This is a genomic window from Cupriavidus sp. LA-1, assembly GCF_055385985.1.
The window spans coordinates 492,103-515,103 of the sequence record NZ_AP031388.1; the positions used below are offsets into that span (position 1 = coordinate 492,103).

Annotated in this window: 21 protein-coding genes; 18 read left to right on the forward strand and 3 right to left on the reverse strand. The window is 65.3% G+C overall.

Annotated elements, in window-relative coordinates:
- Nucleotides 1-449: 449 nt before the first annotated feature.
- The 8 genes from ACZ5MJ_RS21360 (at nt 450) to ACZ5MJ_RS21395 (ending at nt 8,142) form a co-directional block, all read left to right on the forward strand.
- The gene (locus tag ACZ5MJ_RS21360) at nt 450-1,328 is read left to right on the forward strand and encodes a lipid A biosynthesis lauroyl acyltransferase (RefSeq protein WP_464225640.1); all 879 of its coding nucleotides are present in this window, start codon (nt 450-452) and stop codon (nt 1,326-1,328) included.
- A gap of 231 nt (nt 1,329-1,559) precedes the next feature.
- Nucleotides 1,560-1,775 (forward strand): hypothetical protein, encoded by a 216-nt coding sequence (locus ACZ5MJ_RS21365; RefSeq protein WP_464225642.1) that lies wholly within the window; start codon nt 1,560-1,562, stop codon nt 1,773-1,775.
- Nucleotides 1,772-3,496, forward strand: coding sequence for a trypsin-like peptidase domain-containing protein (locus ACZ5MJ_RS21370; protein ID WP_464225643.1), 1,725 nt, complete (start codon nt 1,772-1,774; stop codon nt 3,494-3,496). The genes ACZ5MJ_RS21365 and ACZ5MJ_RS21370 overlap by 4 nt, the downstream gene beginning before the upstream one ends.
- A 77-nt stretch (nt 3,497-3,573) precedes the next feature.
- Nucleotides 3,574-4,353 carry a protein phosphatase 2C domain-containing protein gene (locus ACZ5MJ_RS21375; RefSeq protein WP_464225644.1) on the forward strand — a complete coding sequence of 260 codons (780 nt, stop codon included), beginning with the start codon at nt 3,574-3,576 and terminating at the stop codon, nt 4,351-4,353.
- Nucleotides 4,354-4,377: 24 nt separating this feature from the next.
- Complete coding sequence (locus ACZ5MJ_RS21380) at nt 4,378-6,111, forward strand: protein kinase domain-containing protein (RefSeq protein WP_464225645.1); 1,734 nt, start codon at nt 4,378-4,380, stop codon at nt 6,109-6,111.
- A gap of 42 nt (nt 6,112-6,153) precedes the next feature.
- A complete protein-coding gene (locus ACZ5MJ_RS21385) occupies nt 6,154-6,639 on the forward strand; it encodes an RT0821/Lpp0805 family surface protein (protein ID WP_464225646.1) in 486 nt (161 codons plus the stop codon).
- A gap of 49 nt (nt 6,640-6,688) precedes the next feature.
- Nucleotides 6,689-7,441, forward strand: coding sequence for a S1 family peptidase (locus tag ACZ5MJ_RS21390; protein ID WP_464225647.1), 753 nt, complete (start codon nt 6,689-6,691; stop codon nt 7,439-7,441).
- Nucleotides 7,442-7,551: 110 nt separating this feature from the next.
- Nucleotides 7,552-8,142: an OmpA family protein gene (locus tag ACZ5MJ_RS21395; protein ID WP_464225648.1), complete on the forward strand. Its 591-nt coding sequence runs from the start codon at nt 7,552-7,554 to the stop codon at nt 8,140-8,142.
- 22 nt (nt 8,143-8,164) lie between these two features.
- Here the strand turns inward: ACZ5MJ_RS21395 and ACZ5MJ_RS21400 are convergent, their stop codons facing one another.
- A complete protein-coding gene (locus ACZ5MJ_RS21400) occupies nt 8,165-9,001 on the reverse strand; it encodes an IclR family transcriptional regulator (RefSeq protein ID WP_464225649.1) in 837 nt (278 codons plus the stop codon).
- Between the two features lie 118 nt (nt 9,002-9,119).
- Between ACZ5MJ_RS21400 and ACZ5MJ_RS21405 the strand changes: the two genes are divergently transcribed.
- The 4 genes from ACZ5MJ_RS21405 (at nt 9,120) to ACZ5MJ_RS21420 (ending at nt 13,348) form a co-directional block, all read left to right on the forward strand.
- A complete protein-coding gene (locus ACZ5MJ_RS21405; RefSeq protein ID WP_464225650.1) occupies nt 9,120-9,890 on the forward strand; it encodes an enoyl-CoA hydratase/isomerase family protein in 771 nt (256 codons plus the stop codon).
- A gap of 13 nt (nt 9,891-9,903) precedes the next feature.
- Entirely contained in the window at nt 9,904-11,094 is a 1,191-nt protein-coding gene (locus ACZ5MJ_RS21410) for a CaiB/BaiF CoA transferase family protein (RefSeq protein WP_464225651.1), read from the forward strand.
- Nucleotides 11,095-11,114: 20 nt separating this feature from the next.
- A complete protein-coding gene (locus ACZ5MJ_RS21415; RefSeq protein WP_464225652.1) occupies nt 11,115-12,281 on the forward strand; it encodes an acyl-CoA dehydrogenase family protein in 1,167 nt (388 codons plus the stop codon).
- Nucleotides 12,282-12,343: 62 nt separating this feature from the next.
- Nucleotides 12,344-13,348 (forward strand): Bug family tripartite tricarboxylate transporter substrate binding protein, encoded by a 1,005-nt coding sequence (locus tag ACZ5MJ_RS21420; protein WP_464225653.1) that lies wholly within the window; start codon nt 12,344-12,346, stop codon nt 13,346-13,348.
- A 21-nt stretch (nt 13,349-13,369) separates the two neighbouring features.
- Here ACZ5MJ_RS21420 and ACZ5MJ_RS21425 read toward each other — a convergent pair whose 3' ends face one another.
- Nucleotides 13,370-14,263 carry a LysR family transcriptional regulator gene (locus ACZ5MJ_RS21425; protein WP_464225654.1) on the reverse strand — a complete coding sequence of 298 codons (894 nt, stop codon included), beginning with the start codon at nt 14,261-14,263 and terminating at the stop codon, nt 13,370-13,372.
- Nucleotides 14,264-14,396: 133 nt separating this feature from the next.
- On the opposite strand from ACZ5MJ_RS21425, the gene ACZ5MJ_RS21430 reads away from it, so the two are divergent.
- The 6 genes from ACZ5MJ_RS21430 to ACZ5MJ_RS21455 all read left to right on the forward strand — a co-directional run bounded on the left by ACZ5MJ_RS21430 (nt 14,397) and on the right by ACZ5MJ_RS21455 (nt 22,263).
- Nucleotides 14,397-15,950 (forward strand): AMP-binding protein, encoded by a 1,554-nt coding sequence (locus tag ACZ5MJ_RS21430; RefSeq protein ID WP_464225655.1) that lies wholly within the window; start codon nt 14,397-14,399, stop codon nt 15,948-15,950.
- A 23-nt stretch (nt 15,951-15,973) separates the two neighbouring features.
- The gene (locus ACZ5MJ_RS21435; RefSeq protein WP_464225656.1) at nt 15,974-17,158 is read left to right on the forward strand and encodes an acyl-CoA dehydrogenase family protein; all 1,185 of its coding nucleotides are present in this window, start codon (nt 15,974-15,976) and stop codon (nt 17,156-17,158) included.
- A gap of 63 nt (nt 17,159-17,221) precedes the next feature.
- Entirely contained in the window at nt 17,222-18,214 is a 993-nt protein-coding gene (locus ACZ5MJ_RS21440) for a tripartite tricarboxylate transporter substrate binding protein (protein ID WP_464225657.1), read from the forward strand.
- Between the two features lie 80 nt (nt 18,215-18,294).
- A complete protein-coding gene (locus ACZ5MJ_RS21445) occupies nt 18,295-19,395 on the forward strand; it encodes a CaiB/BaiF CoA transferase family protein (protein WP_464225658.1) in 1,101 nt (366 codons plus the stop codon).
- Nucleotides 19,396-19,528: 133 nt separating this feature from the next.
- A complete protein-coding gene (locus ACZ5MJ_RS21450) occupies nt 19,529-20,692 on the forward strand; it encodes an AAA family ATPase (RefSeq protein ID WP_432262231.1) in 1,164 nt (387 codons plus the stop codon).
- A 1,388-nt stretch (nt 20,693-22,080) separates the two neighbouring features.
- A complete protein-coding gene (locus tag ACZ5MJ_RS21455; RefSeq protein WP_078199594.1) occupies nt 22,081-22,263 on the forward strand; it encodes a DUF1484 family protein in 183 nt (60 codons plus the stop codon).
- A gap of 178 nt (nt 22,264-22,441) precedes the next feature.
- On the opposite strand, the gene ACZ5MJ_RS21460 is transcribed toward ACZ5MJ_RS21455, so the two are convergent.
- Nucleotides 22,442-22,966, reverse strand: a complete 525-nt coding sequence (locus ACZ5MJ_RS21460; protein ID WP_464225659.1) for an AAA family ATPase — start codon at nt 22,964-22,966, stop codon at nt 22,442-22,444.
- Nucleotides 22,967-23,001 lie beyond the last annotated feature (35 nt).

The following is a 23,001-nucleotide window of genomic DNA, read 5'->3' on the forward strand; positions in this document are numbered from 1 at the left end:
AGTCTGGTCGATTAATAGCGCCCACATTATCGCGGTCGTTGCGAGGCCGCCTGTGAAAATAGCGATTCGCCATGAATCGCTATTTTCCTACCCTGCGCCCACTTCCAGTTCCTGCGGGTGTAACTGTCGGCCTTGATCCCGTGGCATCGTGCTACAGTGCGCCCTCAGCGAAAGCCAGCGCAGCGACGCATAGCGCACCCAAGCCGCCCCCAGGCATTCCCTATGCCGCGCCGGGGATGCCGGCCTTGCGTCCCGCCCGGCTTTGTCAGCCCCCGACGCGCACACCGTGCCGCGCCAGGCGCCGGGCATGTGCCGGGGGCCGGCCCTTGCTCTTCCCGCCTTTTTGCGCGCATCCCGTTCGCCACCAGCCCGTGGCGCCGAATTATTGCCGCGCAGCCGCCTGCCCGGGGCCGCCGCCCCGACCGCCGCTGCCGCTCTCCAGGATTTTCATGACCCACCGGCTCCAGACTGCACTGACCATCGCAGTCTTCAAGCTCTTCGCCGCATTGCCGTACGGCCTGACCGCCCGGCTGGGCGACGCCATCGGCAAGCTGCTGTACCGCATCCCCAGCCGCCGCCGGCGCATCGTCCATACCAACCTGGCACTGTGCTTCCCCGATATGGACGCGGACGCGCGCGAGCAGCTGGCACGGAACCACTTCGGCCATGTCCTGCGCAGCTACCTGGAGCGCGGCGTGCAGTGGTTCGGCAACGCCGAGCGCCTGGGCAAGCTGGTCGAGCTGGATTCGCGCATTGACCTGGCCTCGTGCGCGGAGCATCCGACCATCTTCATGGGCTTCCATTTCGTCGGCATCGAGGCTGGCTGCATGTTCTACTCGATGCGCCACCCAGTGGCCTCGCTGTACACCAGGATGTCGAGCCGGCTGCTGGAAGAGATCTCGCGCACGCAGCGCGGGCGTTTCGGTGCCGAGATGATCCCGCGCCACGGCAGCGGCAAGCAGGTGGTGCGCGCCCTGCGCGCCGGCTGCCCGGTCATGCTGGCGGCGGACATGGATTTTGGCATCACCGACTCGGTGTTCGTGCCGTTCTTTGGCGTGCAGGCCTGCACGCTGACCTCGGCCTCGCGCCTGGCCAGCATGACCGGCGCGCGCGTGGTGCCCTTCACCACCGAGGTGCTGCCCGACTACCGCGGCTACCGGCTGCGCATATTCGACCCGCTGGAAGGCTTCCCTTCCGGCAGCGTCGAGGAGGATTCGCGCCGCATGAACGCCTTCCTCGAAACCCAGATCGCCACCATGCCGGAGCAGTATTACTGGATCCACCGGCGCTTCAAGAACCGGCCGGAGGGGATGCCGGCGGTGTACTAAGAGAGCCTTCCAATGGACGGCGTGAACAGAGGCTATGCAGGGAAGTTCGCACTTTTGCGAACCGATTCCGCATTACCTATACTCTTTCGAGAAGAACCACTTTAGCGTCACTTCTAGCGCCAACAAGCGCATTTCGAGTGCCCGGGGAGAGGCTGCCGGCAGTGCCGGCACCGTTCAGGGGCGCGCATGCGTTGGCGGTCCTCGCGTTTGTCCGTATCAGGCCCGCGTTCCATGGCAATGGGACGGGGCGAGGCATTGTCACTTCATGTCATGCCGGTACGCGCGCAAACCGGCATCAGCGTCCTGGCGGCTGAGCAGAGGATCGATCCCATGCCCGCACATAAAACAAGAATAAAAATAAATAGCGGCAGCATCGGCCCCGGCAAGTCCTGCGATATCGATAGCTTCAAAAAAGCTACCCGGCAACCAAAAGGGAGACCGGGATGACACGCATTATCATCACGCATCTATCTGGCTCGAAGGCCCATCAAATCGAGCAGTTCGAGGTGGACCGGTTCGACAAGCTGATCCTGGGCCGCGATCCGACCGCCACCATCGTCTTTGATCCGCAACGCGACGACCTGGTGAGCCGCCAGCACGCCGCCATTCAGATCAGGCAAGACGATGCGGCGCGCTACACGCTGGTCGACCTGGGCAGCAGCAACGGCACATTCCTTAACGGCCGCCCGGTCAAGGATGAAACACCACTGCAAGCGGGTGACACGATCGAACTGGGCGAAGGCGGACCGCGCCTGGCCTTCGATCTGGAACCTCGGCCCGTTCCGGTTTTCGCTCCTGCACCGACACGCCTGAACGCGAAAGCGTTAGTGGAAACGCGCGCGGGACATCCCGCGGCTGCAGCGCCCTCCGCGGTCTCGGCGACCGCGCAGGCCAGAGCGCATGAGGGGGGAATGCACGAAGTCCGGGTGGGGCAGCCGCACGCCGACGCCGTCCGCGCGGAGCCGACTCCGGTCGCGGATGATCGCGTCGGCAAGGAGACCGTGCTGCGCATGATGACCCAGGAACGGCGCTCCACCGGGCGCAGGCTGATCATCGGCGCTGGCGCTGTCGCCGCGCTCGCGGCCATTGTCGTCGGCGCACTTGCGCACTTCGGGATTCTGTTTGGCAAGAGCCCCGAGGCAATCGTCGCGGACTTCGGCGCGGCAACGGTGGTCGTGGAGGCACGCTGGCACATCGTGGACAAGAATACGGGGCGGCCTGTCTATCAGCGTATTTGCATCGTCGAGAACCTGCGCCTCCCCTGCTTTCTCCAGATCGACAACAATCCGGTCCAGCGCTGGCTGACCACTGACGACGATGATCATCGCGGCATTCCGATCGAGGTAGGTGGCCGTGGCAGCGGTTTCGTGGTCAAGGACCAGGGCTTCATTCTGACGAACAAGCATGTCGCGCAAGGATGGAAGGTGCCGGGCTGGATGGATTTCGACTCGAATGGCGGCATCTTGATTCGCATCTCGACGAGCGGCCAGGGTGAAGTCAGCGTGGCGCGCATCAACCCGAGGGCCTACCGGCATCTCAAAGGCTGGGACTTCGACCACCCGGTGAAGCTGGTCAGGCCGAACTTCGCGGCACCAGGCGGCATGGGACTCGGGACCATGTCCATGGCCCTTCTCGAGGGGCGCAATGAAAGCTTGTCGGTACGCTTCCCCGATACGCGCGACAGCATCGAGGCGCGTCTGGTCAAGGCGTCGGCTGAAGCGGATGTGGCGGAAATCAAGATTGATGCGACCCGCAAATTACCCACGATCAACCTTGCATCGGTGGGTTCGCGTCCGCGCGTGGGCGAGCGGGTGACAGTGCTTGGCTATCCGGGCATATCCGAGGAGAAGCACGCAATCGTTCAATCCAGCGAAGGCGGCAATATTACCAATCTCCTTGAACTGATTCCTCAGCCCACCGTGACCGAAGGCATCATTGCCAAGGTCGGCGACACGGTCAAGTCTGAAAAGAATGTCCAGACGTTCGATGACCTGGGTGATGTCTATCAGCTTACGGTGACCGCGACAGGCCATGGCAACAGCGGGGGCCCCGTGTTCGACCGCGACGGCAAGGTAATCGGGCTGTTTACCTATTCTCGCTCGAGCGGCGACGAACGCGTGACATTCGCGGTCCCGATCAAGTACGGGCTTGACTTGCTGCTTAACTGAGTCCAACGGGGAACGTTGCCATGTGCGCCGGCCAGGCCCGTCAAGCAGATCGATCCCGACTGATGGTCAGGTGTTCGATGCTTAGCGACGTCGGTTGCGTCCGCAGCCAGAACGAGGACGCGATCGGCTGCATGATTCCCCGCGAGGACGATCCGTTTGCACGCGCCGGCACGCTTGCCGTCGTGGCCGATGGCATGGGGGGGCATGCGGCAGGCGAAGTGGCGAGCCGGATTGCGCTGAGCACGGTGCTGCACGAGTATTACCGCAATCCGGGCCTGCCCACGGATGCGCTGAAGAATGCATTCGCCGTTGCCAATCAGGCCATCGGCAAACTTGCCGCGGACGACCCGAGTTGCGATGGCATGGGAACCACTTGCAGCGCGCTTGCCATCGTCAATGACCTGGCTTATATCGTCCACGTCGGCGACAGCCGGATCTACCTGCTTCGCCAACGCGAGTTTCGGCAATTGACGGAAGACGACTCCATGGTGGGTGAACTGTTCCGCCAGGGATTGCTCACGGCAGAAGAGGCCCACAAACACCCCGACAAGAATGTACTGCTGCGGGCCCTCGGAGCGCCGGATCACGAGCCAGCGATCTCACTGGATGGGTTTCCCCTGGAACATGACGATTTCCTGATGCTATGCACTGACGGCATCAGCGACCAGATCGACGACGCGACGATCGCATCGGTGATCATGAGGTTTGACCTGTTCGAGGCCTGTCAACAGCTGATTGAGCTGGCCCGCCTGGCGGGAGGGCTGGATAACGCGTCGGTCGCCATCTGCAGTGTGCAGCAGCAACCGCCCACGCCTGGCGCGTCAGTTCGCTCGACGCGCGAGACCAGCGCATTCTGAACGTATCGGGTTGATGGATTCGCCATGTCAGTCAGGCAGATCGGCCACTACGAAATTCGCACCCTGCTGGGGCGTGGCGGGATCGGCGAAGTCTATGGCGCCTTCGATACCGAGCTTGAGCGTGATGTGGCGATCAAAACCCTGCGGCCTGAGCTCAGCCTCGACAAGGGATTCCTGGACCGCTTTCGGGCGGAGGCGACCAGCCTTGCCAAGCTGAACCATCCGAATATCACCACACTGTATGCGCTGTTCAAGGATGGCGACACCATGTGCATGGTGATGGAGCTGGTTCACGGCGACACGCTGGAGACCATCCTGCAGCGCATCGGCAAGTTTCCCGTGCGGGACAGCCTCGCGGTCATCGTTCAAGCCATCATGGGCTTGCGCTACGCGCACAAGATGGGCGTGATTCACCGGGATATCAAGCCGTCCAACCTGATGCTCACGGAAAGCGGCACGCTGAAAATCATGGATTTCGGCATTGCGCGCATACAGGGTTCGCAACGCCTCACGCAACAAGGCGACGTCGTTGGCACCCTGGCTTACGCCTCGCCGGAGCAATTGCGCGGCCACGAGGGCGACGGCCGCAGCGACCTGTATAGCCTTGCCACGGTTCTGTACGAACTGGTATCCGGGCGATTGCCTTTCAACGCGACCAGCGACTATGAGCTGATCCGCGCGCAGGTAGAAGCCGTACCGCCCTCGCTGGCCCCATTTTGTCCGGACCTCGATCGCGGCGTCGAAAGCGCACTGATGCGCGCGCTTGCCAAGGCCCCTGAGGAGCGCTTCGACACGGTGGAGGACTTTGGCCGCGCACTGGCGGCTTTGCCGCTGTTTGCCGATGCGCCGGATATCGTGCGCGAGGGCGTGCTGCAGACATACAACACGCTTGATCCTGAGGCGACCAGGATTGTGGGCGTAAACACAAGCACGAACCAAAGCGTGAACACTGGCGTGAACCCGGACGTGAGCACCGGCGTGAACCCAGACGTGAATACAGGCGCCCGACAGCCCAGCCATGTGGATTCTGCGCAGCGCACGGCCAATGCCACGGCAGCGCCAGTACCTCCGCCAGCTGCAACGGAACCGCATTCGCGCCCCATTGCGCATCCGACAACCTACAGCACGTCCATCAGCCCGGACTCGGTCCTGGCGCGCCCGCGGTCTCGCGTTTTCGCCTTGGGCGCGACTGCCGCCGGACTGATCGTTGGCGCAGGCATACTCATGACGGTACTGATGCGGCAGCCGCAACCCTCACCCCCATCGGCCTCGTCGGCCGAGGATGTGCCGCACCGGATTGCCGTGCCCGAACCACCCGCGGAGGAGCAGCCGATCAACCTTCCGCCGATCGCTCTGATCCCGACGCCATCGACCCCGGCGAGCCCGTCGTTGCCCCCGAGAGGACCGAACACTAGTAATCCGCCAGCGCAGCAAGCCAGGCCAGACCTTGAGGGAAAGGTCGCCCAGGTCCTGGATTCGGGAGCACTGATTGTCTCAGGGAAGATCGTCAACCTGTCCTCCATCCGCGGTGAAGACGGAAAGCCGGCCCAGGCTATGCAGCGTTACCTCAAGGGCAAGGGCAACCAGCTGCAGTGTTTTGCAAAAGACAAGGGCTTTCAGTGCTTCGCGGATGGGGAAGACATTGGCGAGCATGCCATTCGAAATGGCTGGGCGCGCTCAAGGGACGGTGCGCCCGCGCGATACGTCACTGCCGAGCAGGAGGCAAGACGCGCTCGCGTCGGCGTCTGGGCATTGTAGTCATTGAGGGGAATCCTACCGGGTAGTCAGAGGGAGAATGCCATGAACAATTGGACCATCGCAATTGGCTGCGCCGCGGCCGCCAGCGCGATTCTTGTGGGATGCGCGGAGGGCCAGTCCACCGGCATGAACAAGACCACCTCCGGCGCGCTTATCGGTGCTGGTACGGGCGCTGCGCTCGGTGGCATTCTCAGCCATGGCAACACGGGCGCCATCGTCGCGGGCGGCCTGGCCGGTGCGCTGCTTGGCGGCATTATCGGCAGGGAGATGGATGAACGCGACCGCGAAGCGCGCGAGGCCGCTTTGAAGCATGCCTTGCAGACCACCCCGAACAACCAGCCAAGGACCTGGCATAACGCCAAGACGGGAAATTCCGGCACCATCAAGCCGCTCAGTGGGTATTCGAAGTCACCGAATGCCCAGACATGCCGGAAGTTCAGCGAGACCTATGTGAAAGAAGGCAAGACGTACGAACAGACCTCACAGGCATGTCGTAACGCCAACGGTGAATGGGTGCTTGCCAGCTAGTAGTCATTTTCCGCATCTGGTCATGCACCGAGACGCACGTTCCTTACTGTTGTCCCTGCTGCTGGCAATGGGGTGGATCGGTATCTGGAGCGTGTGCGCGGGAGCGGCGCGCGCCGAGCTGTTCGATAACGGGCATCTCGTCGGCGACATGGACGCCGCGGGCACCACGGAGCTTGCAAGCCGCGCCGCCGGGACGGGAAAGCGCCACGACGGGATGCTTCGCAGTGGCACGGCGTTCTTTGTCACCCAGTCTGGTGAAATGCTGACCAGCGCGCACGTTGTTCGCGGATGCCAGCGGATCAACGTCTGGCCGCTCGACATGACGAGCCTGCATGCAACCCTGGTGGCAATCGACGAGCAACTGGATGTGGCGTTGCTCGCAACGAACCACGCCGTGAAGATGCCTGCGCGACCCCTCGCCATCTCCGTCCATCAGGGCATGTCGGTCTATACGATCGGCTTTGGCCTCACGCCGTCCTCGCCGCTCGAGCCTGTCATGACCCGTGGATACTTGCGCGGCACCGCACAGCCCAAAGGCCATCGCCTTCTGGTACTGCGCGCCGCCTTGCATGAAGGCAACAGCGGAGGCGCCGTGGTCGACGCAAGCGGGGTACTGGTTGGCATGATCGTGGGCCGGTATGCCAACAACCCGGAACTCAGCGTCGCTGTTTGCGCAGAGGACCTTGCACGGTTCCTCAACGCCAGGCAAGGCGCGCCGGCGCCTTCCACGCTTGAGGTTCCGGAAATGAAGCCAGGCACAAGACTCCGCCAGATTTCGGCACTTGTTCAATGCCTGGAATAGGAGTCATTGGCCGGGACTGGCGCATGCCATCGGCTGCCCCTGATGATTGGCGACGTTCGCGGCGGCGCGTCGCATTGGCGTGGAAGCACGCAAATACCTGGAGATCCAACATGGCAAAGATCACGCATGTCACTTTCGGTGTGCAGCGCTGGCTGCGCATGCCGATCATGGCGCTCTGCATCCTGGCTGCCTGGCCTGCCGCTCGCGCCGACGACAGGATCATGAACGAGCAGGACATCAACGAGGAGACCATCACCAATGCCCTGACTCCGGCAGGGGAGACCGACAGGGATCAGACGCTTGGCATCATGCACCGCGATATCCATGCGGCGCCGGAAGCTGCCAGGCCGATCAAGGATCCATCCGCACAGTTGCTGATCACATTCAAGAGCAATTCTTCGAAACTGACCGAAGGTGCGCGTGCCGCGCTCAGCAAGGTCGCCCGCGCGCTGCGCTCGGAAAGGCTCTCACCATACAAGTTCCGTATTGAAGGGCATGCGGACCCACGCGGCTCGGCCAATACCAACTTGAAGCTATCCGAGAGCCGCGCGGTGAAAGTGGCGGAGTACCTCACAGCCGAAGGGGGGGTCGCCGCGGACCGCCTGACGCCGCTTGGCAAAGGATCTACCGAGCCGCTGAATCTGCAAAACCCCGCTGCACCCGAGAATCGTCGCGTGACCATCGTCACTGTGCAGGATTGACTGGCTTTGTCGCCAGGGCAGGCTACCCAGCGGCGCGCCGCCAGGCTTCCCGGATGTCCGCCACCAGCCGCGCCAGCTGGACCGCATAGCGGGCGTTGTCGCGGCTGCGCTCGCTCTCGCTGTACGGGAAGCTGATATTGAGCCCGTACAGCTGCTGGTCCGGGCCAGAGAAAGCGGCCCCCACGGCCAGCAGATGTCCGGGCTGGTAGGCCGCGGTGCAGTAGCCGCGCCGTTGCGCCTGCGCAATGCCGCGCAGCACCTGCGCCCGCATGCCGGCCCAGGCTTCACCCTGGCGCGCGGCGATGCCAGCCAGCAGATCCTCCCGCACCCCTTCCGGCTGCGCCGCCAGCCATGACAGCCCGATCGCCGTCATCTCCATCGGCACGCGCGAGCCCGGCACCACGCGCCGGGTGCGCGACACGCTGTCGCGGCTGTGCCGGATCGATGCCAGGTACACCATCTCCAGCTGGTCCCCCACGGCCAGCCCCACGTTGACCTTGCCGGCCTCGGCCACCTTGCGCATCAGCGGCAGGGCAATGTCCGGCGCGCGGCTGGACTGGTGGAAGGCGTCGGCCAGGCTCAGCACCACCGGCGCCAGCCGGTAGGCGCGCTCGTTGACGTCATAGCGCAGGAACCCGGCATCCACCAGCGAGCGTGTCAGCCGGCTGACGGTGGGGCGCGGCAGGCCGGTGCGCGCCGCCAGCTCGGCATTGGTCAGGCTGGTGGTGCCGACCCGGAAGGCCCGCAGCAGTACCAGCCCGCGCTCCAGCGACTGGCTGCCCGCGGTGTCGCGGGTGAAGCGGCCGGTCTGGTGGGTCACGCGGCGGGTGGAGGCCTCTGGCAGCACAGGGTCCGGCATCGTCCATAATTTCAGTTAGTGAAATTTGAGTATAGCGGTGCGGTGGCGCAGCGCGAATACTGTGTGCATTCCGGCCCTGAAACCGAACCAGCCGGCACACCACAGAGGAGCGCCCAGCATGTCATCCCAAGCCGATCTCCAGGTCACCCGCGAGGGCCACGTCGCCCGCATTGTCCTGTCCCGCCCGCCGCACAACTTTGTCGATGCCGACATCATGCGGCGCCTGGCCGACACCCTGCAGGCGCTTGACGATGACGACGAATGCCGCGCCATCGTGCTGGCCTCCGGCGTCGGCGCGTTCTGCGCCGGCGCGGACTTCAGCGGCGCCGACCAGGGCGAGGTGGCCAACGACCCGGCCGGCTTCTACGCACATGCGATGAAGCTCTACCGCAACCGCAAACCCATCGTGGCCGCGGTGGAAGGCGCCGCCATCGGCGCCGGCATGGGGCTGGCGCTGGTGGCGGACTTCCGCGTGACCTGCGCCGAGGCGCGCTTCAGCGCCAACTTCAATCGGCTGGGCTTCCACCCCGGTTTCGGCATGAGCCTGACGCTGCCGCGGCTGGTGGGCGAGCAACAGGCCGCGCTGCTGTTCTACACCGGCCGGCGCATCACCGGTGCCGATGCGGTCGAGATCGGCCTGGCCGACGAACTGGTGCCCAAGGCCGAGGTCAACGCCCGCGCCATGGCCCTGGCGCAGGAGATTGCCGCATCCGCCCCGCTGGCCGTGGAATCCACGCGCGCCACCCTGCGCGAAGGGCTGGCCGACCGCATCGCCGAGATCAACCAGCGTGAGCTGGCGATCCAGCACGGACAGTTCCGCAGCGAAGACTTCCGCGAGGGGGTGGCCGCCATGGCCGCGCGCCGTGCCCCGGTGTTCAAGCGCCGTTGAGGGAGTAAGCCTGATGAGCGAACAAGACACCCGGGCCACCCCGGCCGGCCCGCTGGACGGCATCCGCGTGCTGGACCTCACCGCGGTCGTGCTCGGCCCGCTGGCCACGCAGGTGCTGGCCGACTTTGGCGCCGACGTGATCAAGGTCGAAGGCCCCGAGGGCGACCTGATGCGCGCCAACGGCGTCTCGCAGCACCCCGGCATGAGCTCGATCTACCTGGCGCTGAACCGCAACAAGCGCTCGGTCGTGCTCGACCTGAAGAGCGCTGAGGGCGCCGAGGCGCTGCGCGGGCTGATCGCCGGCGCCGACGTGCTGGTGCACAACATGCGCGTGGCCGCGATCGAGCGGCTGGGCTTTGGCTATGCCGAGGTGGCGCGCATCAACCCGCGCATCGTCTACTGCGTGGCCACCGGCTTCGGCCAGGACGGCCCGCACCGCGACAAGCCGGCCTTCGACGACATCATCCAGGCCGGCTGCGGGCTGGTCGCGCTGGGCACCACCACCGGCGAGCGCCCGGAGTACGTGCCCAGCCTGCTTGCCGACAAGACCACCGGGCTGGCGCTGGCCAATGCCGTGCTGGCCGCCCTGCTGTACCGCGAGCGCCACGGCGTCGGCCAGTCGGTGGAGGTGCCGATGCTGGAGACCATGGCCGCTTTCGTGATGGCCGAGCACCTGGGCGGCCTGACCTTCGACCCCGCACCCACTGGCGCCGGCTACGCCCGCCTGCTGCAAGGCGGGCGCCGCCCCGCGCCGACCCGCGACGGCTGGATCTGCGCCCTGCCCTACACCGAGCGCCACTGGCAGGCCTTCTTCCGCGCGGTGGGCCGCGACGACCTGGCCGAGCGCTACGAGGTGGCCGACCGCGCGCAGCGCAACGCCAATATCCGCGCGCTGTATGGCCACCTGGCCGAGCTGACGCCGGCGCGCACCACCGGCGAGTGGATGCAGTTGTTCGAGTCGCTCGATATCCCCGCCACGCCGATCTACGGCCTGGACGCGCTGGTCGACCACCCGCACCTGCGCGCCGTCGGCCTGTTCCAGGAAACGCAGCACCCCACCGAAGGCCCGCTGCGCGAAGTGCGGCCCGCTGCGCGCTTCTCGGCCACGCCGCTGTCGCTGCGCCGCCATGCACCGGCGCTGGGCGAACACACCGCCGAGGTCTTGCAGGAACTGGGCATCGCGAAGCGCGCCAGCCAGCGATAACGAATCAGGAGGACACAGTCATGAACTTTGAACTGGACGAAGAACACCGGATGCTCAAGGACCTGGTCGCGCGCTTTGTGCGCGAGCAGCTGATCCCGCTCGAACCGGCGGTGCTGGCGCGCGAAGCCGCTGGCGGGCAGATGACGCTGCTGCCGGAAGAGCACGCGCGGCTTGACGGGATGTCGCGTGAACTGGGCCTGTGGGGCCTGGATGCGCCCACAGAGATGGGCGGCTCCGACCTGCCGGCGGTGGCGATGGTGGGCGTCAATGAAGAACTGGGCAAGACCATCACGCCCTACGAGTTGCCGCCCGACTCGCCCAACCTGCGCATGCTGATGCTGACCGCCAGCGAGGGCCAGCGCGAACGCTACCTGGCCCCCTACGCGCGCGGCGAGACCGTGTCGGCCATCGCCATCTCCGAGCCCGGCGCCGGCGGCGACCCCGCCATGATGACCACGCGCGCCGAGCGCGATGGCGACCACTGGGTGCTGAACGGCCGCAAGATCTGGATCAGCCGCGCCGCCCGCGCCGACTGGACCATCGTCATGGCCGTGACCGACAAGGCCAGGGGCGCGCGCGGCGGCATCTCGGCCTTTATCGTCGAGCGCGGCACGCCGGGCTTGCGCGTGGAGCGCCGCATCCCGATGATCGGCGGGGCATCGACTTACGAGGTGGTGCTGGAGGACTGCCGCATCCCCGCCGCGCAGCTGCTGGGCACCGAAGGCCAGGGCTTTGCGCCGATGCAGGCGCGGCTGTCCACGCGCCGCGTGCAGATGGCCGCGTGGTGCATCGGCCGGGCGCAGCGGGCGCTGGACATGATCTGCGAGTACGCGCCGCAGCGCCAGACCTTTGGCGCGCCGCTGGCGCAGCGCCAGGCGATCCAGTGGTGGGTGGCCGACGCCGCCACGCGCATCCACGCCTGCCGCCTGATGACCTATGAAGCCGCCAGCCGCATCGACGCGGGCGACGAGGCGCGCACGCAGGTATCGATGATCAAGGTGTTCGCCACCGAGATGGCCTGGGACGTGATCGACCATGCCATGCAGACCTTCGGCGCGATGGGCATGACCAAGGAGCTGCCGCTGCAGCAGATGGCCAACGAGACCCGCCTGATGCGCATCTATGAAGGGCCCAGCGAGGTGCACCGCTGGGTCATCGCCCGCGACCTGCTCGGCCTGCGCCGCTGAGCCCGCGTTTATCCCCTTGCACCGGCGGAAACACGCCGGGCTTTCCACGCTCAGGAGACACCATGCCACTTTCCTTCCGTTCACGCCGCCGCTTTCTTGGACTGGCTGCTGCCGCGCTGGCGGCCATCGGCACGGCAGCGCCGCCGGCGGCCTTCGCCGCCGAACCCGCCGACGCCTTCCCGGCTCGCCCGATCCGCTTCATCGTGCCCTTCCCTTCCGGCAGCGGCACCGACACCACCGCGCGCATGTTCGCCAAGAAGATCGGCGAGCTGACCGGCCAGGGCGTGGTGGTGGAGAACAAGCCCGGCGGCAACGGCTTTATCGGCGTGCAGACCGCGCTGAACGCGCCGCCCGACGGCTACACCGTCTTTATCGGCAGCAATTCCACGCTGTCGACCAATGCCGCCACCTTCCGCAAGCTGCCGTATGACCCGTTGACGGACTTCGCGCCGATCACGCTGCTGTCGCGCGGGCCATGCGTGATCATCGTGCCGGCAAATTCGCCCTACCGCACGCTGACGGAACTGCTGGAAGATGCCCGCAAGCGCCCAGGTGCGCTCAACTACGGTTCGGGCTCGATCTCCTACACACTCTATTCGGAATGGCTCAACGAACTGGCCCGGACCAAAACCACCGCCGTGCCGTACAAAGGCGCGGGCGACGCCATCAACGGCGTGATGGCCGCCAATGTCGACTTTGCCGTGGTGGACGCCACCGGCGCCATCGAACTGGTCCGCGGCGGCAAGGTCCGCGCGCTGGCCTATACCGCGCCGCAGCGCTCGCCGCTGCTGCCGGACGTGCCCTCCATCGTCGAGGCCGGCCTGCCGGACTTCCTGGCCTACAACTGGGTGGCCGCGGCGGTCTCGGTAAAGACCCCGCCGGCAGTGGTGAAACGGCTGCTGGACCTGTTCGCGCAGGCCGGCAGTGCCCCCGATGTGCGCGACTACTACACGCGTCAGTCGACCAGGCTGATCCTGTCGTCGCCGGCCGAGATGCGGCAGTACCAGAAGGACGAAATCCAGCGCTGGAAGCGGCTGGCGGCGGTGGCAAAGATCCCGCTGCAGTAGCCGAATCCCGCCGGCGCCGGCTCAGCGGCTGTGCTCGCGCAGCAGCACCGTCAGGCGCTGCGCCAGCGGCGACAGGTAGGCGCCCTCGCGCGAGATCACGCCGATGTTGCGGCGCAGGTCCAGTTCTTCCACGCCCAGCGGCAGCGCACGCAGGCCGTGCTGCATGGCATCGCCGCCTTCATTGGCGATGCTCAGCATCTGCGTGCCCTGCATCAGCGCGAACAGCGAGGTGCTGCCAAAGTCGATCTCGATGCGCGGCTTGATCTCCGGCAGGCCGTGTTGGCGGAACGCCGCGTCCACCTGCTGGCGCAGCGTGATATGCCCTTCGGGCAGCAGCCACTCCTGGTCCGCCAGATCCACCAGGCGCAGCTTGCGCCGCCGCAGCAAGGCGTGACCCTCGTCAGCCACCACCACCAGCCGGTCGTCAAAGAGCGGCTGCACCGCAAAGGCGGTCGCCAGCGCGCCGGACGGTGTCGGCGCCACGGCGACGTCCAGGTCCCCGGCCGCCAGCAGGTCCAGCAGGTCCCGCGCCAGCCGGCGCCGCAGCCGCAGCCGTGCCACGGGCCGCTCGCGCATCAGTTGCCGGCAAGCGCCCAGGATCACGCCACCCGGGATTGACGGCGAATAGCCCACGCGCAGGACGCCCTGCTCGCCAGTGCGGATGCCCAGCATCTCCTTGATGCCGTCCTCGTATTCCAGCTGGATGCGCCGTGCGCGCTCCAGGAAGCGCGTGCCCGCATAGGTGGCGGTCATGCCGTTGGCGGTGCGCTCGAACAGCGGCAGCCCGGCCTGCGTCTCCACCCGCTGCACCGCCTTGGTCAGCGCCGGCTGGCTGATGCCCAGCGCATCGGCCGCCCGGCCGATGCCGCCATGCGCCGCCACGGCGAGGATGTATTCGATATCCCGCGTCTCCATTGCCTCACATTCCTGATGGTTATGACTTTATAGCCAATGCGTCATTGTGGTGATGCCTGCCATCTTACAGACTACGGCGCATGAGCACACGCTAAAACGCTCGCCAGAATCATCAAGCATCAACGGAGACAGCATGGGTTTCGCGTATTTCCTGCGCCGCGCCGCGCGCTACTGGGGCGACCAGCCCGCCATCCTCTACCAGGACCGGGTGGTGACCTATCGCCAGCTGGACGAACGCTCCACGCGCCTGGCCAATGCGCTGCTGGCACTGGGCCTGCGGCCCGGCGACCGCGTCGCGGTGCAGTCGCGCAACCGGCCCGAGCTGGTCGAGCTGGAGTGCGCGCTGTACAAGTCCGGGCTGGTCAAGGCGGCGCTCAACCCGCGCTTCACCGCGGCCGAGGCCAGCGACGTGGTCGAGAACTGCACCCCGCGCGTGCTGATCGCCGGCCCCGGCTACACCGGCTATGCGCGCACCACGGCGGGCTTCGGCAGCATCGAGACCTTTATCACCATCGGCGATGCCCCGGCGGGCTATGTCGAATATGAAGCACTGCTGGCCAACGCCGGCACCACGCTGCCGGAGATCGCCCCGGCGGCCGACGACCTGGCCGTGCTGCATTTTTCGTCGGGCTCCACCGGCAAGATCAAGGCTGCCATGCAGAGCTACGGCAACCGCATGGCGGCGCTGCGCAAGATGGTGACCGGCATGGACCGCCCCGCCCGCCCCGGCGACCGGCTGGCACTGATCGGCCCGGTCACGCACGCCTCCGGTATGCTGATGCAGCCCTACCTGTACCTGGGCGCCACGCTGGTGCTGTTCGAGAAATTCGAGCCCGCGCACTTCCTGGCCGAGGTGGCGCGCCTGCGCATCACCCATGTCTTCATGGTCCCGGCCATGATCAACATGCTGCTGGCCGAACCCACACTGGCGCAGGCCGACCTGTCCAGCCTGAAGACCCTGGCCTACGGCGCCGCCCCGATGGCGCCGGCGCGCATCCGCGAGGCCTGGGAGCGCATCGGCCCGATCCTGTCGCAAGGCTATGGCGCCAGCGAATCGACTTCCGGCGTCACGCGCCTGTCCACCATCGACCATGCCGACGCCATCGCCAACCACCCCGAACGCCTGGCCTCGTGCGGCCGCGCCCTGGGCGAGACCGAAGTGCGCGTGGTCGACGAGCAAGGCAACGAAGTCGCCGTGGGCGAGATCGGCGAACTGGTGATCCGCGGCGAAGACGTGTTCCACGGCTACTTTAACGAGCCCGAACTGACGCGCGAGACCGTCATCGACGGCTGGCTGCACACCGGCGACATGGCGCGCGTGGACGAGGCCGGCTACCTGTACCTGGTCGACCGCAAGAAGGACATGATCATCTCCGGCGGCTTCAACGTTTATCCGACTGAAGTCGAAGCGACGCTGTACCAGCACCCCGATGTGCTCGAAGCCTGCGTCATCAGCGTGCCGGACGACACCTGGGGCGAAAGCGTCAAGGCCGTGGTCACGCTGCGCCCCGGGCGTGAGGCCACCGCGCAGCAGCTGATCGCGCACTGCCGCGAGCGCATTGCCGACTACAAGTCGCCGCGCTCGGTGGATTTTGTCGCCGAGCTGCCCAAGAACGCCAGCGGCAAGCTGGCCCGCAAGATCGTGCGCGAACGCTACTGGCAAGGCGTCGGGCGCCGCGTGAATTGAGAACTGAGCTGAAGGAAACCGCCATGTTCGATCATCTGACCAATCCCGTACTGCTGGAAACCCGCGCCGGCATCCGCAGATTTATCGACGAAGAATTGCGCCCGCTGGAACAAGAGCTCGGCCTGGGCGCCGAAGACCCGTGGCCGCGCGAGACCCTGCGCAATGTCTGGCGCCGGTCCAGCGAGCTGGGCTTCTACGCCGCCTGCCTGCCGACATCGCTGGGCGGCAAGGGCCTGAATATCCAGGAACAATGCGCGCTCAAGGCCGACCTGGCCGCCAGCGGCGCCACGCTGGCCGCGCATGTGCTGGGCGACCTGGGCGGCCCGCCGCGCGTGGGCAATATGCTCAAGTACGCCACGCCGGACCAGCTCAAGCGCTACTTCGAGCCCGTGATCCGCGGCGAGAAATCGACCTGCTTCGCGCTCACGGAAACGCATTCCGGCTCCGACGCGCAAAGCATCAGGACCTCGGCCGTGGCCGATGGCGATGAGTTGGTCATCAACGGCGGCAAGCACTACATCAGCGGCGCGCCGTTCGCTGACTTTGCCATCGTCATGTGCGTGACCGACGCCACCACCACGCCCCCGGCCATCACCGCAGTGCTGGTCGACCTGGACCTGCCGGGCGTGACCGTGACCAATGAATACGTGCCGATGTCGGGCCAGCATATCGACGGCGACATCCGCTTCGAGAACGTGCGCGTGCCGCGCGCCAATATCTTTGGCGGCGAAGGCAACGGCTTCAAGCTGGGCATGTCGCGCATCAACGTGAACCGCCTGCTGCACTGCCCCACCATGCTGGGGCTGGCCACCAGGGCGTATGAGTCGTCGGTGGAATATGCCGGCCGGCGCCGCCAGTTCGGCGGGCCGATCGCGCGTTTCCAGGCGATCCAGCACATGCTGGCCGACATGGCCGCCGCGCTGTGGGCCTGCGAAAGCATGATTACGCATACCGCCGCGCTGGCCGATGCCGGCGCCGACCTGCGCATGAAGGCCGCAGCGTGCAAGCTCTTTGTCTCGGAGCGCTGCTTCGAGGTGGCGGACAAGGCCGTGCAGATCCACGGCAATGTCGGGGTCACGCGCGGCCACCCGGTGGAGCAGACCTTCCGCAAGCTGCGCATGTTCCGCATCTTCACCGGCACCAGCGAGATCCAGCGCAACACCATTGCGCGCGCCATCCTCGAACCGCTGCAGCAGCAGAAGGCCTGACCGTGCCGGCGGCACGATCGCCGCCGGCATCAGGACCATACGACAAGACCTCGGAGACCACGCATGAACCGCCGAAACTGGCTTGCCACCGCCGGCGCCGCCGCGCTGGGCAGCCTGCTGCTGCCGGCCCGCGCCGCCATCGCATCATCCAGCTACCCCAACCGCCCGATCCGGCTGATCGTTCCGTTTATCGCCGGCAGCACGCCCGACAACGTGGCCCGCACGCTGTCGGCGGAGCTGGGCAAGAAACTCGGCCAGCCGCTGGTGGTCGAGAACATGCCCGGCGCCGGCGGCATCATCGGCGCCAGCGCGCTGCGCCGTGCCGCGCCCGATGGCTATACCTTGGGCATCCTGGCCAATACGCACGTAATCAACGTGCATATGTACCGCAAGATGCCGTACGACCCGGCGCATGACTTCACGCCGATCACCGCGCTGTCCGGCGGACCGTCCGCGCTGGTGGTGCCGGTCTCGTCGCCCTACAAGACCGCTGCCGAACTGATCGCCGCGATGAAGAAGGCGCCAGGCAAGTTCAACTACGGCTCCGGTGGCAAGGGCAGCATCGCCCATCTTGCGGTGGAAACCATGCTGCATCAGACCGGCTGCGAAGCCGTGCATATTCCCTACAAGGGCGCGCCGGAAATCATCACCGCCATGATGGGCGGGCAAACCCAGTTCGGCATGCCGGTGCTCGGCACCGCGACGCAGTACGTGCGCAATAACCAGGTCAGGGTGCTCGCCGTCACCGCCGCCGCCCGTTCGCCCTTCTTCCCCGACGTGCCGACCATGGCCGAAGCCCTGCCCCCGGGCTTTGTCATCGACAACTGGAGCGGCCTGTTCGCACCGGCCAATTTCCCGGCCGAACTAACGCAGAAGTTCCACGCTGCAGTCAGCGCCTTGCAGGCGGCAGGCGTGTTCGACGCTCAGCTCAAGGCCAATGCCGGCGAGCTGCGCCGCAGCACCTCGCCTGCGCAGTTCGGCACCATGGTCGCCAGCGACAACACCCGCTACGGCGAGCTGATGCAGGCGATCGGCATGGTCGGCGACCTGGGCTGAGCCTCCTGCCCGCCCCCGCCGCACGCCACCTTCCCGCGCGTGCGGCGTTCTCCCTCGCTGTCTTCCCGCAAAGGCCCGACATGAAGCCAGAATGGTCCTGCCTCAAGGACGTCACCATCATCGACATCAGCCAGTTGCTGCCGGGCCCGCACGCATGCAGCCTGCTGCGGCAACTGGGCGCCGATGTCATCAAGGTCGAACAGCCCGGCACCGGCGATACCGCACGGCAGCTTGGCCCGACGGTGTTTGCCCAGTTCAACCGTGGCAAGCGTTCGATCGCACTGGACCTGAAGACCGATGCCGGCCGCGACGCCTTTCTCGAACTGGTCCGCAATGCCGACGCCGTGGTCGAAGGCTTCCGCCCCGGCGTGATGGCGCGGCTCGGGCTGGGCTATGAAGCGCTGGCGGCGGTCAATCCCGCCATCGTGCTGTGCTCGGTGTCCGGCTTCGGTCAGACTGGCCCCTACGCCAGCCATGCCGGCCATGACCTGAACTACCTGGCGCTGGCCGGCTACTGGGCGACGCCGGTGCAGGTGCACGACACGGTCTCGCGCCCACGCGTGCGGGTATCGGACTATGCCGCCTCCGGCTACGCGGCACTGTCGCTTGCCGTGGCGATCATGAGCGCGCGGCAGAACGGGCAGGGGCAGCATCTGGATGTCTCGATCCATGACGCGATCCTGTCGTGGACGGCCCATGGCGCGTGGGCAGCGCGCGGGCATGAGGCATCGCCGCAGGCATCGCCTACCGTGATGCCGGAGAACGATCTCTTTGAAACGCGCGATGGCCGGCATCTGGCGATGGGCATCCTGGAGAACAAGTTCTGGGTCAACCTGTGCGAGGCGCTGGGCGAAGAATTCCCGGCCTTGCGCGATCCGCGCTTTGCCACGCGGGCCGGGCGGTATGGGCACAAGGTGGAGGTCAATGATTTGATGGCAGGGGTGTTCCGCACGCGCGACCTGGCCGATTGGGAGGAGTTCTTCGGGCCGCTGGATATTCCGTTCTCGCCGGTGCTGGGGGCTGGCGCGTTGTTTGAGGATGCGCATGTGCAGGCGCGGGCGGTGGTGCGGCCGCTGCCTGAGGAAAGCGGGATTGCTGTGAATTTTCCGGTGAAGTTCTCGCTGGGCTTGCCGGAGGGAGAGGATTTTGTGGCGCAAGTGGGCGAGCACAACCCGGAGTAACGGCAGAGTACATCCGTCAGGAAGATACTTTTGCGTCGCTCAAACGGGATGGACGCCTTCCACGCACATGGTTTATTGCGAATTATTGTTTGGCTATAATTATTGAAATCCAATAATTCACAATAAGTGCATCATGACAAACATCTATCGCCGCCCAGCACTGGCCGACCAGATGGCCCGGCAATTGTTGCACCCCGGGGTCTTGGATGAAGGTTTGCGCTCCGGCCTGTTCTTGTCCGGACTGCGGCGCACCGGCAAGACGACGTTCTTGATCAATGACCTCGTTCCGGCTCTTGAGGCGGACGGCGCGATCGTGATCTATGTCGACCTCTGGAGCGACACCCAGCGCAGCCCCGCCGCACTCATTCTGGCAGCGGTGAAAAGGACATTGACCGAGTTGGAGCGGCCTGGCTCCAATGCACTCAAGCACCTCAAGCGGGTATCCGGCGCTGACGTCGGCGCCTTGGGCTTCAAATTCGGATTCAAGCTGGACAGCGTAGGCGAGCCCGGAGGAGCCACGCTGGCACAGGTGCTGGCGGAGGTGGTCGACAAGGCAAAAACCAACGTCGTGCTGATCGTAGACGAGGTGCAGCACGCCATTACGTCCGACGAGGGTAACCGGATGCTGTTGGCGCTCAAGGCCGCGCGCGACGCCATAAACCCGCGCCCCGGCACGCCAGGGTACTTTCTCTTCGTAGGCACTGGCTCGCACCGGGCGCTGGTGGGCGAGCTCACGGCACGCCGCAATCAGGCTTTCGCTGGCGCCACCTCGGTCTCTTACCCTGTACTGGGCGAAGACTATGTCGCGTACCTGCTGGGCCGCCTATTGGCAGAGGGGTTCAGTTCCCTTCCTTCACGGGAGGTAGCAGTCCAGGCATTCCATACGTTGGGGAGCCGTCCGGAAGAGATGATCAAGGCGTTACGGCAATTGCATTTTCACCTGCCCCCGGGCAGTGATCCGGATGAACACCTCCCTGTCATCGCCAACACGCTCCGATCGACCGCCGCGGATCTGGAACTGATGAAGCTCGAACAGTTGGGTGGGTTAGCCACCGCGATCTTCAATCGCATTGCCTTGTCTGACGGAGACGCCCGCGGATTGTTCTCCGCAGAAGCCGCCGCCGCGTACTCCGCAGCAATCGGACGAGAAGTCCGTATCGAGGAGGCTCAGCCGGTGGTCAATGAACTGATGGCGACGAACTTGATCATGCGCAAAGGGCATGGCATCTATGGCGTCACGGATCCGTTCGTGCAGGAAATCTGGATGGAACGCAAGTCGATCGAAGGGAAGCTGTAGTGCTGCACCGGGTGGCGCTCGAGATTGAGTCAGTGCTGAAGGTTCCCTTTGTACATGTTGTCGACCCCACCGCGCAGGCGCTGGGGCCTCTCCGCCCTTCCTCCAACTCGGTGCGGCCTTTCGCGGTGTACTGTGTTGGCTGGGGCTGTTTCGTCGGCGTAGCCGGCAGGTTTGCTGCTGGTTGGCTTGCTTGGGTGTGTCGGTCGGGTTCGATGTTGTCGTAGGTTTTACGGCCTGGTTCCGCCCTGCTGGGCGGGTCACTTTTTGTCCGAGCGACAAAAAGTAACCAAAAAACGCGTCGCCTCTGGCGGCTGGCCACCAATTCCTCGGTGTGGGTGGTTCCTGCGGCGGTGATTTCCGTTCGGTGGGGTTGGTGGTTCGACCCTGCTACGCTCCCGGGATGTGCCTTGCGTCCAGGGACTATTGGACGAACCCGACTTTAGGCTGTTGGCAACCTGCTAACGAGGTTATCGGTAGGACGCCTACGGCTGCGCTGCGCGCACTCAGTATCGTAGGTCGGGGGCTCGGGCACGGAGTGCGTCGCTGCGCTCGCACGGCGTTGTCGCGGATGATGCCGGGCCAAAGGAAAAAATCAGGACGTGGCCACTGGTTCTGCCGCGTTAGGACGTGCGCGCAGCGCAGCCGAAGGCGTCCGACCGACGACTTGGTTAGCAGGCTGCCAACCGCCTAAAGTCGGGTTCGTCCAATAGTCCGTGGAAGCAGGCACAGACAGGGTGCGTAGCAGGGTCGAACCACCAATCCCATTGAACGGAAATCACCACCGCTCGAAGCCCCCCCGCCGTGGAATTGGTGGCCAGCCGCCAGAGGCGACGCGTTTTTTGGTTACTTTTTGGCGCTCGGACAAAAAGTGACCCGCCCAGCAGGGCGGAACCAGGCCGTAAAACCTACGACAACATTGAACCCGACCGACATACCCCAAGCAAGCCAACAAGCAGGAGGCCCGCCAGCTACGCCGGCGAAACAGCCCACGCCCGTCAAGCATGGCAACCTGCCATACAGCGACCACCTCGCATTTCAATACTCAGCGATTCCCCACCCACCTGCGTTCCGGCAAGCTTCGCCCGCCCCTTCCGAATGCGACTTCTCTTATCGCCTGCATGACTCCGGCAGGAAATACTGACTGCGTCATCGGATCGCCGATGACCGGGCGTGGAAACCCGAAGGTCGGAACAGGGACAGGCGTTGCGCTTTCAAACGGCAACGCCTGTGCTCGCACGAACATGTTTGGTTCTATGGCGGGCCGAGCGAGGCAGCTGCAAGGCTGGCCAGGTTCTTCCCTGTTCTGACCGGGTTTCCACCCTCGCTGTCTGGCCCGCCACCCTCACCTTCAAATGAGTGGCGCGCATTAACCTGGTAAGGAGTCAGTAATGGTCGATGCAATCGAAACCAACGCGTGCCTGCATGAAGTGCGCGCCGGCATTGAAGGCGTACTCGTACTGCTGGAGCAGCAAAGCGTGCGCTCGGATGCGTGCTTCAGCGCGCTCTGCCTGCTTGAAATGGTGAAAGCAAAGCTGGATGCCTTGATGGCGGCTGGCCCGCTCGCGGCATAGCCAGTGCGCTGGCCTGACGGTGCTTCGGCACCGTCTGGTCTCGCAGCCCTCATGGACGTTAAATTGGATTCGCCGGGCGTCCAGCAAATCGCCCGCTCACCGAATTTGCCAGACACCGTCTGGCGAATGTGCGATCGAAACATCACTTGAATCTGCTGTCGTTGGCGCCAGTGCCTGCTCATCGAGCTACCACCGCAATGGACTGACGTGCCACAAGAAGCCTCCGCAGCCTCTCTTCCACCGAGTAGTCACCTTCCAGGTAATACACCGGACATTTCCGGCTCATTAGCCAGTGCCGGTGCCGTGCAAGACTGCGGCCTTCCGCCGTGCCCTCGTCGTATTGCGCTGCCCATGCAAGGAACTCCGGATCGGCTTTGCCGAAGCGGCGCTCCTCCCGTAGTTTGAGGCGGGCCAATCGGAGCTCAGTCGGAAGATAGAGAAAGACGATGAGATCGAAAGCGTCCTCGAGCTCCGCACCCCAATCGATCAGCGCCCCAGCAACGACAGCATCCGGACAAGCTCGCAGATCCCTCAGCAACGCGGCGCGGCGTTCGTCCTCCTTGTACTTCTCCTGGTATGGCGGATCCGTGCGGCGCCAGAAGTAGTCATCCGTTTCAAGGGCCTTAGACTGCGTGGCATCGGCATAGGCTGCAGCCAAGGTCGAAGTACCAGAGCCGGCCGCGCCTGTAATCAGGATGTACATGGGCTGCGCAGAGAGGGTTTCTGTACAGGGGGAAA

Bases quoted from the DNA above. Each gene is read 5' to 3' on its own strand.
- ACZ5MJ_RS21360 (WP_464225640.1), top strand. From the start codon at position 450: ATGACCCACCGGCTCCAGACTGCACTGACCATCGCAGTCTTCAAGCTC.
- ACZ5MJ_RS21365 (WP_464225642.1), top strand. From the start codon at position 1,560: ATGGCAATGGGACGGGGCGAGGCATTGTCACTTCATGTCATGCCGGTA.
- ACZ5MJ_RS21370 (WP_464225643.1), top strand. From the start codon at position 1,772: ATGACACGCATTATCATCACGCATCTATCTGGCTCGAAGGCCCATCAA.
- ACZ5MJ_RS21375 (WP_464225644.1), top strand. From the start codon at position 3,574: ATGCTTAGCGACGTCGGTTGCGTCCGCAGCCAGAACGAGGACGCGATC.
- ACZ5MJ_RS21380 (WP_464225645.1), top strand. From the start codon at position 4,378: ATGTCAGTCAGGCAGATCGGCCACTACGAAATTCGCACCCTGCTGGGG.
- ACZ5MJ_RS21385 (WP_464225646.1), top strand. From the start codon at position 6,154: ATGAACAATTGGACCATCGCAATTGGCTGCGCCGCGGCCGCCAGCGCG.
- ACZ5MJ_RS21395 (WP_464225648.1), top strand. From the start codon at position 7,552: ATGGCAAAGATCACGCATGTCACTTTCGGTGTGCAGCGCTGGCTGCGC.
- ACZ5MJ_RS21400 (WP_464225649.1), bottom strand. From the start codon at position 9,001: ATGCCGGACCCTGTGCTGCCAGAGGCCTCCACCCGCCGCGTGACCCAC.
- ACZ5MJ_RS21405 (WP_464225650.1), top strand. From the start codon at position 9,120: ATGTCATCCCAAGCCGATCTCCAGGTCACCCGCGAGGGCCACGTCGCC.
- ACZ5MJ_RS21410 (WP_464225651.1), top strand. From the start codon at position 9,904: ATGAGCGAACAAGACACCCGGGCCACCCCGGCCGGCCCGCTGGACGGC.
- ACZ5MJ_RS21415 (WP_464225652.1), top strand. From the start codon at position 11,115: ATGAACTTTGAACTGGACGAAGAACACCGGATGCTCAAGGACCTGGTC.
- ACZ5MJ_RS21420 (WP_464225653.1), top strand. From the start codon at position 12,344: ATGCCACTTTCCTTCCGTTCACGCCGCCGCTTTCTTGGACTGGCTGCT.
- ACZ5MJ_RS21425 (WP_464225654.1), bottom strand. From the start codon at position 14,263: ATGGAGACGCGGGATATCGAATACATCCTCGCCGTGGCGGCGCATGGC.
- ACZ5MJ_RS21430 (WP_464225655.1), top strand. From the start codon at position 14,397: ATGGGTTTCGCGTATTTCCTGCGCCGCGCCGCGCGCTACTGGGGCGAC.
- ACZ5MJ_RS21435 (WP_464225656.1), top strand. From the start codon at position 15,974: ATGTTCGATCATCTGACCAATCCCGTACTGCTGGAAACCCGCGCCGGC.
- ACZ5MJ_RS21440 (WP_464225657.1), top strand. From the start codon at position 17,222: ATGAACCGCCGAAACTGGCTTGCCACCGCCGGCGCCGCCGCGCTGGGC.
- ACZ5MJ_RS21445 (WP_464225658.1), top strand. From the start codon at position 18,295: ATGAAGCCAGAATGGTCCTGCCTCAAGGACGTCACCATCATCGACATC.
- ACZ5MJ_RS21450 (WP_432262231.1), top strand. From the start codon at position 19,529: ATGACAAACATCTATCGCCGCCCAGCACTGGCCGACCAGATGGCCCGG.
- ACZ5MJ_RS21455 (WP_078199594.1), top strand. From the start codon at position 22,081: ATGGTCGATGCAATCGAAACCAACGCGTGCCTGCATGAAGTGCGCGCC.
- ACZ5MJ_RS21460 (WP_464225659.1), bottom strand. From the start codon at position 22,966: ATGTACATCCTGATTACAGGCGCGGCCGGCTCTGGTACTTCGACCTTG.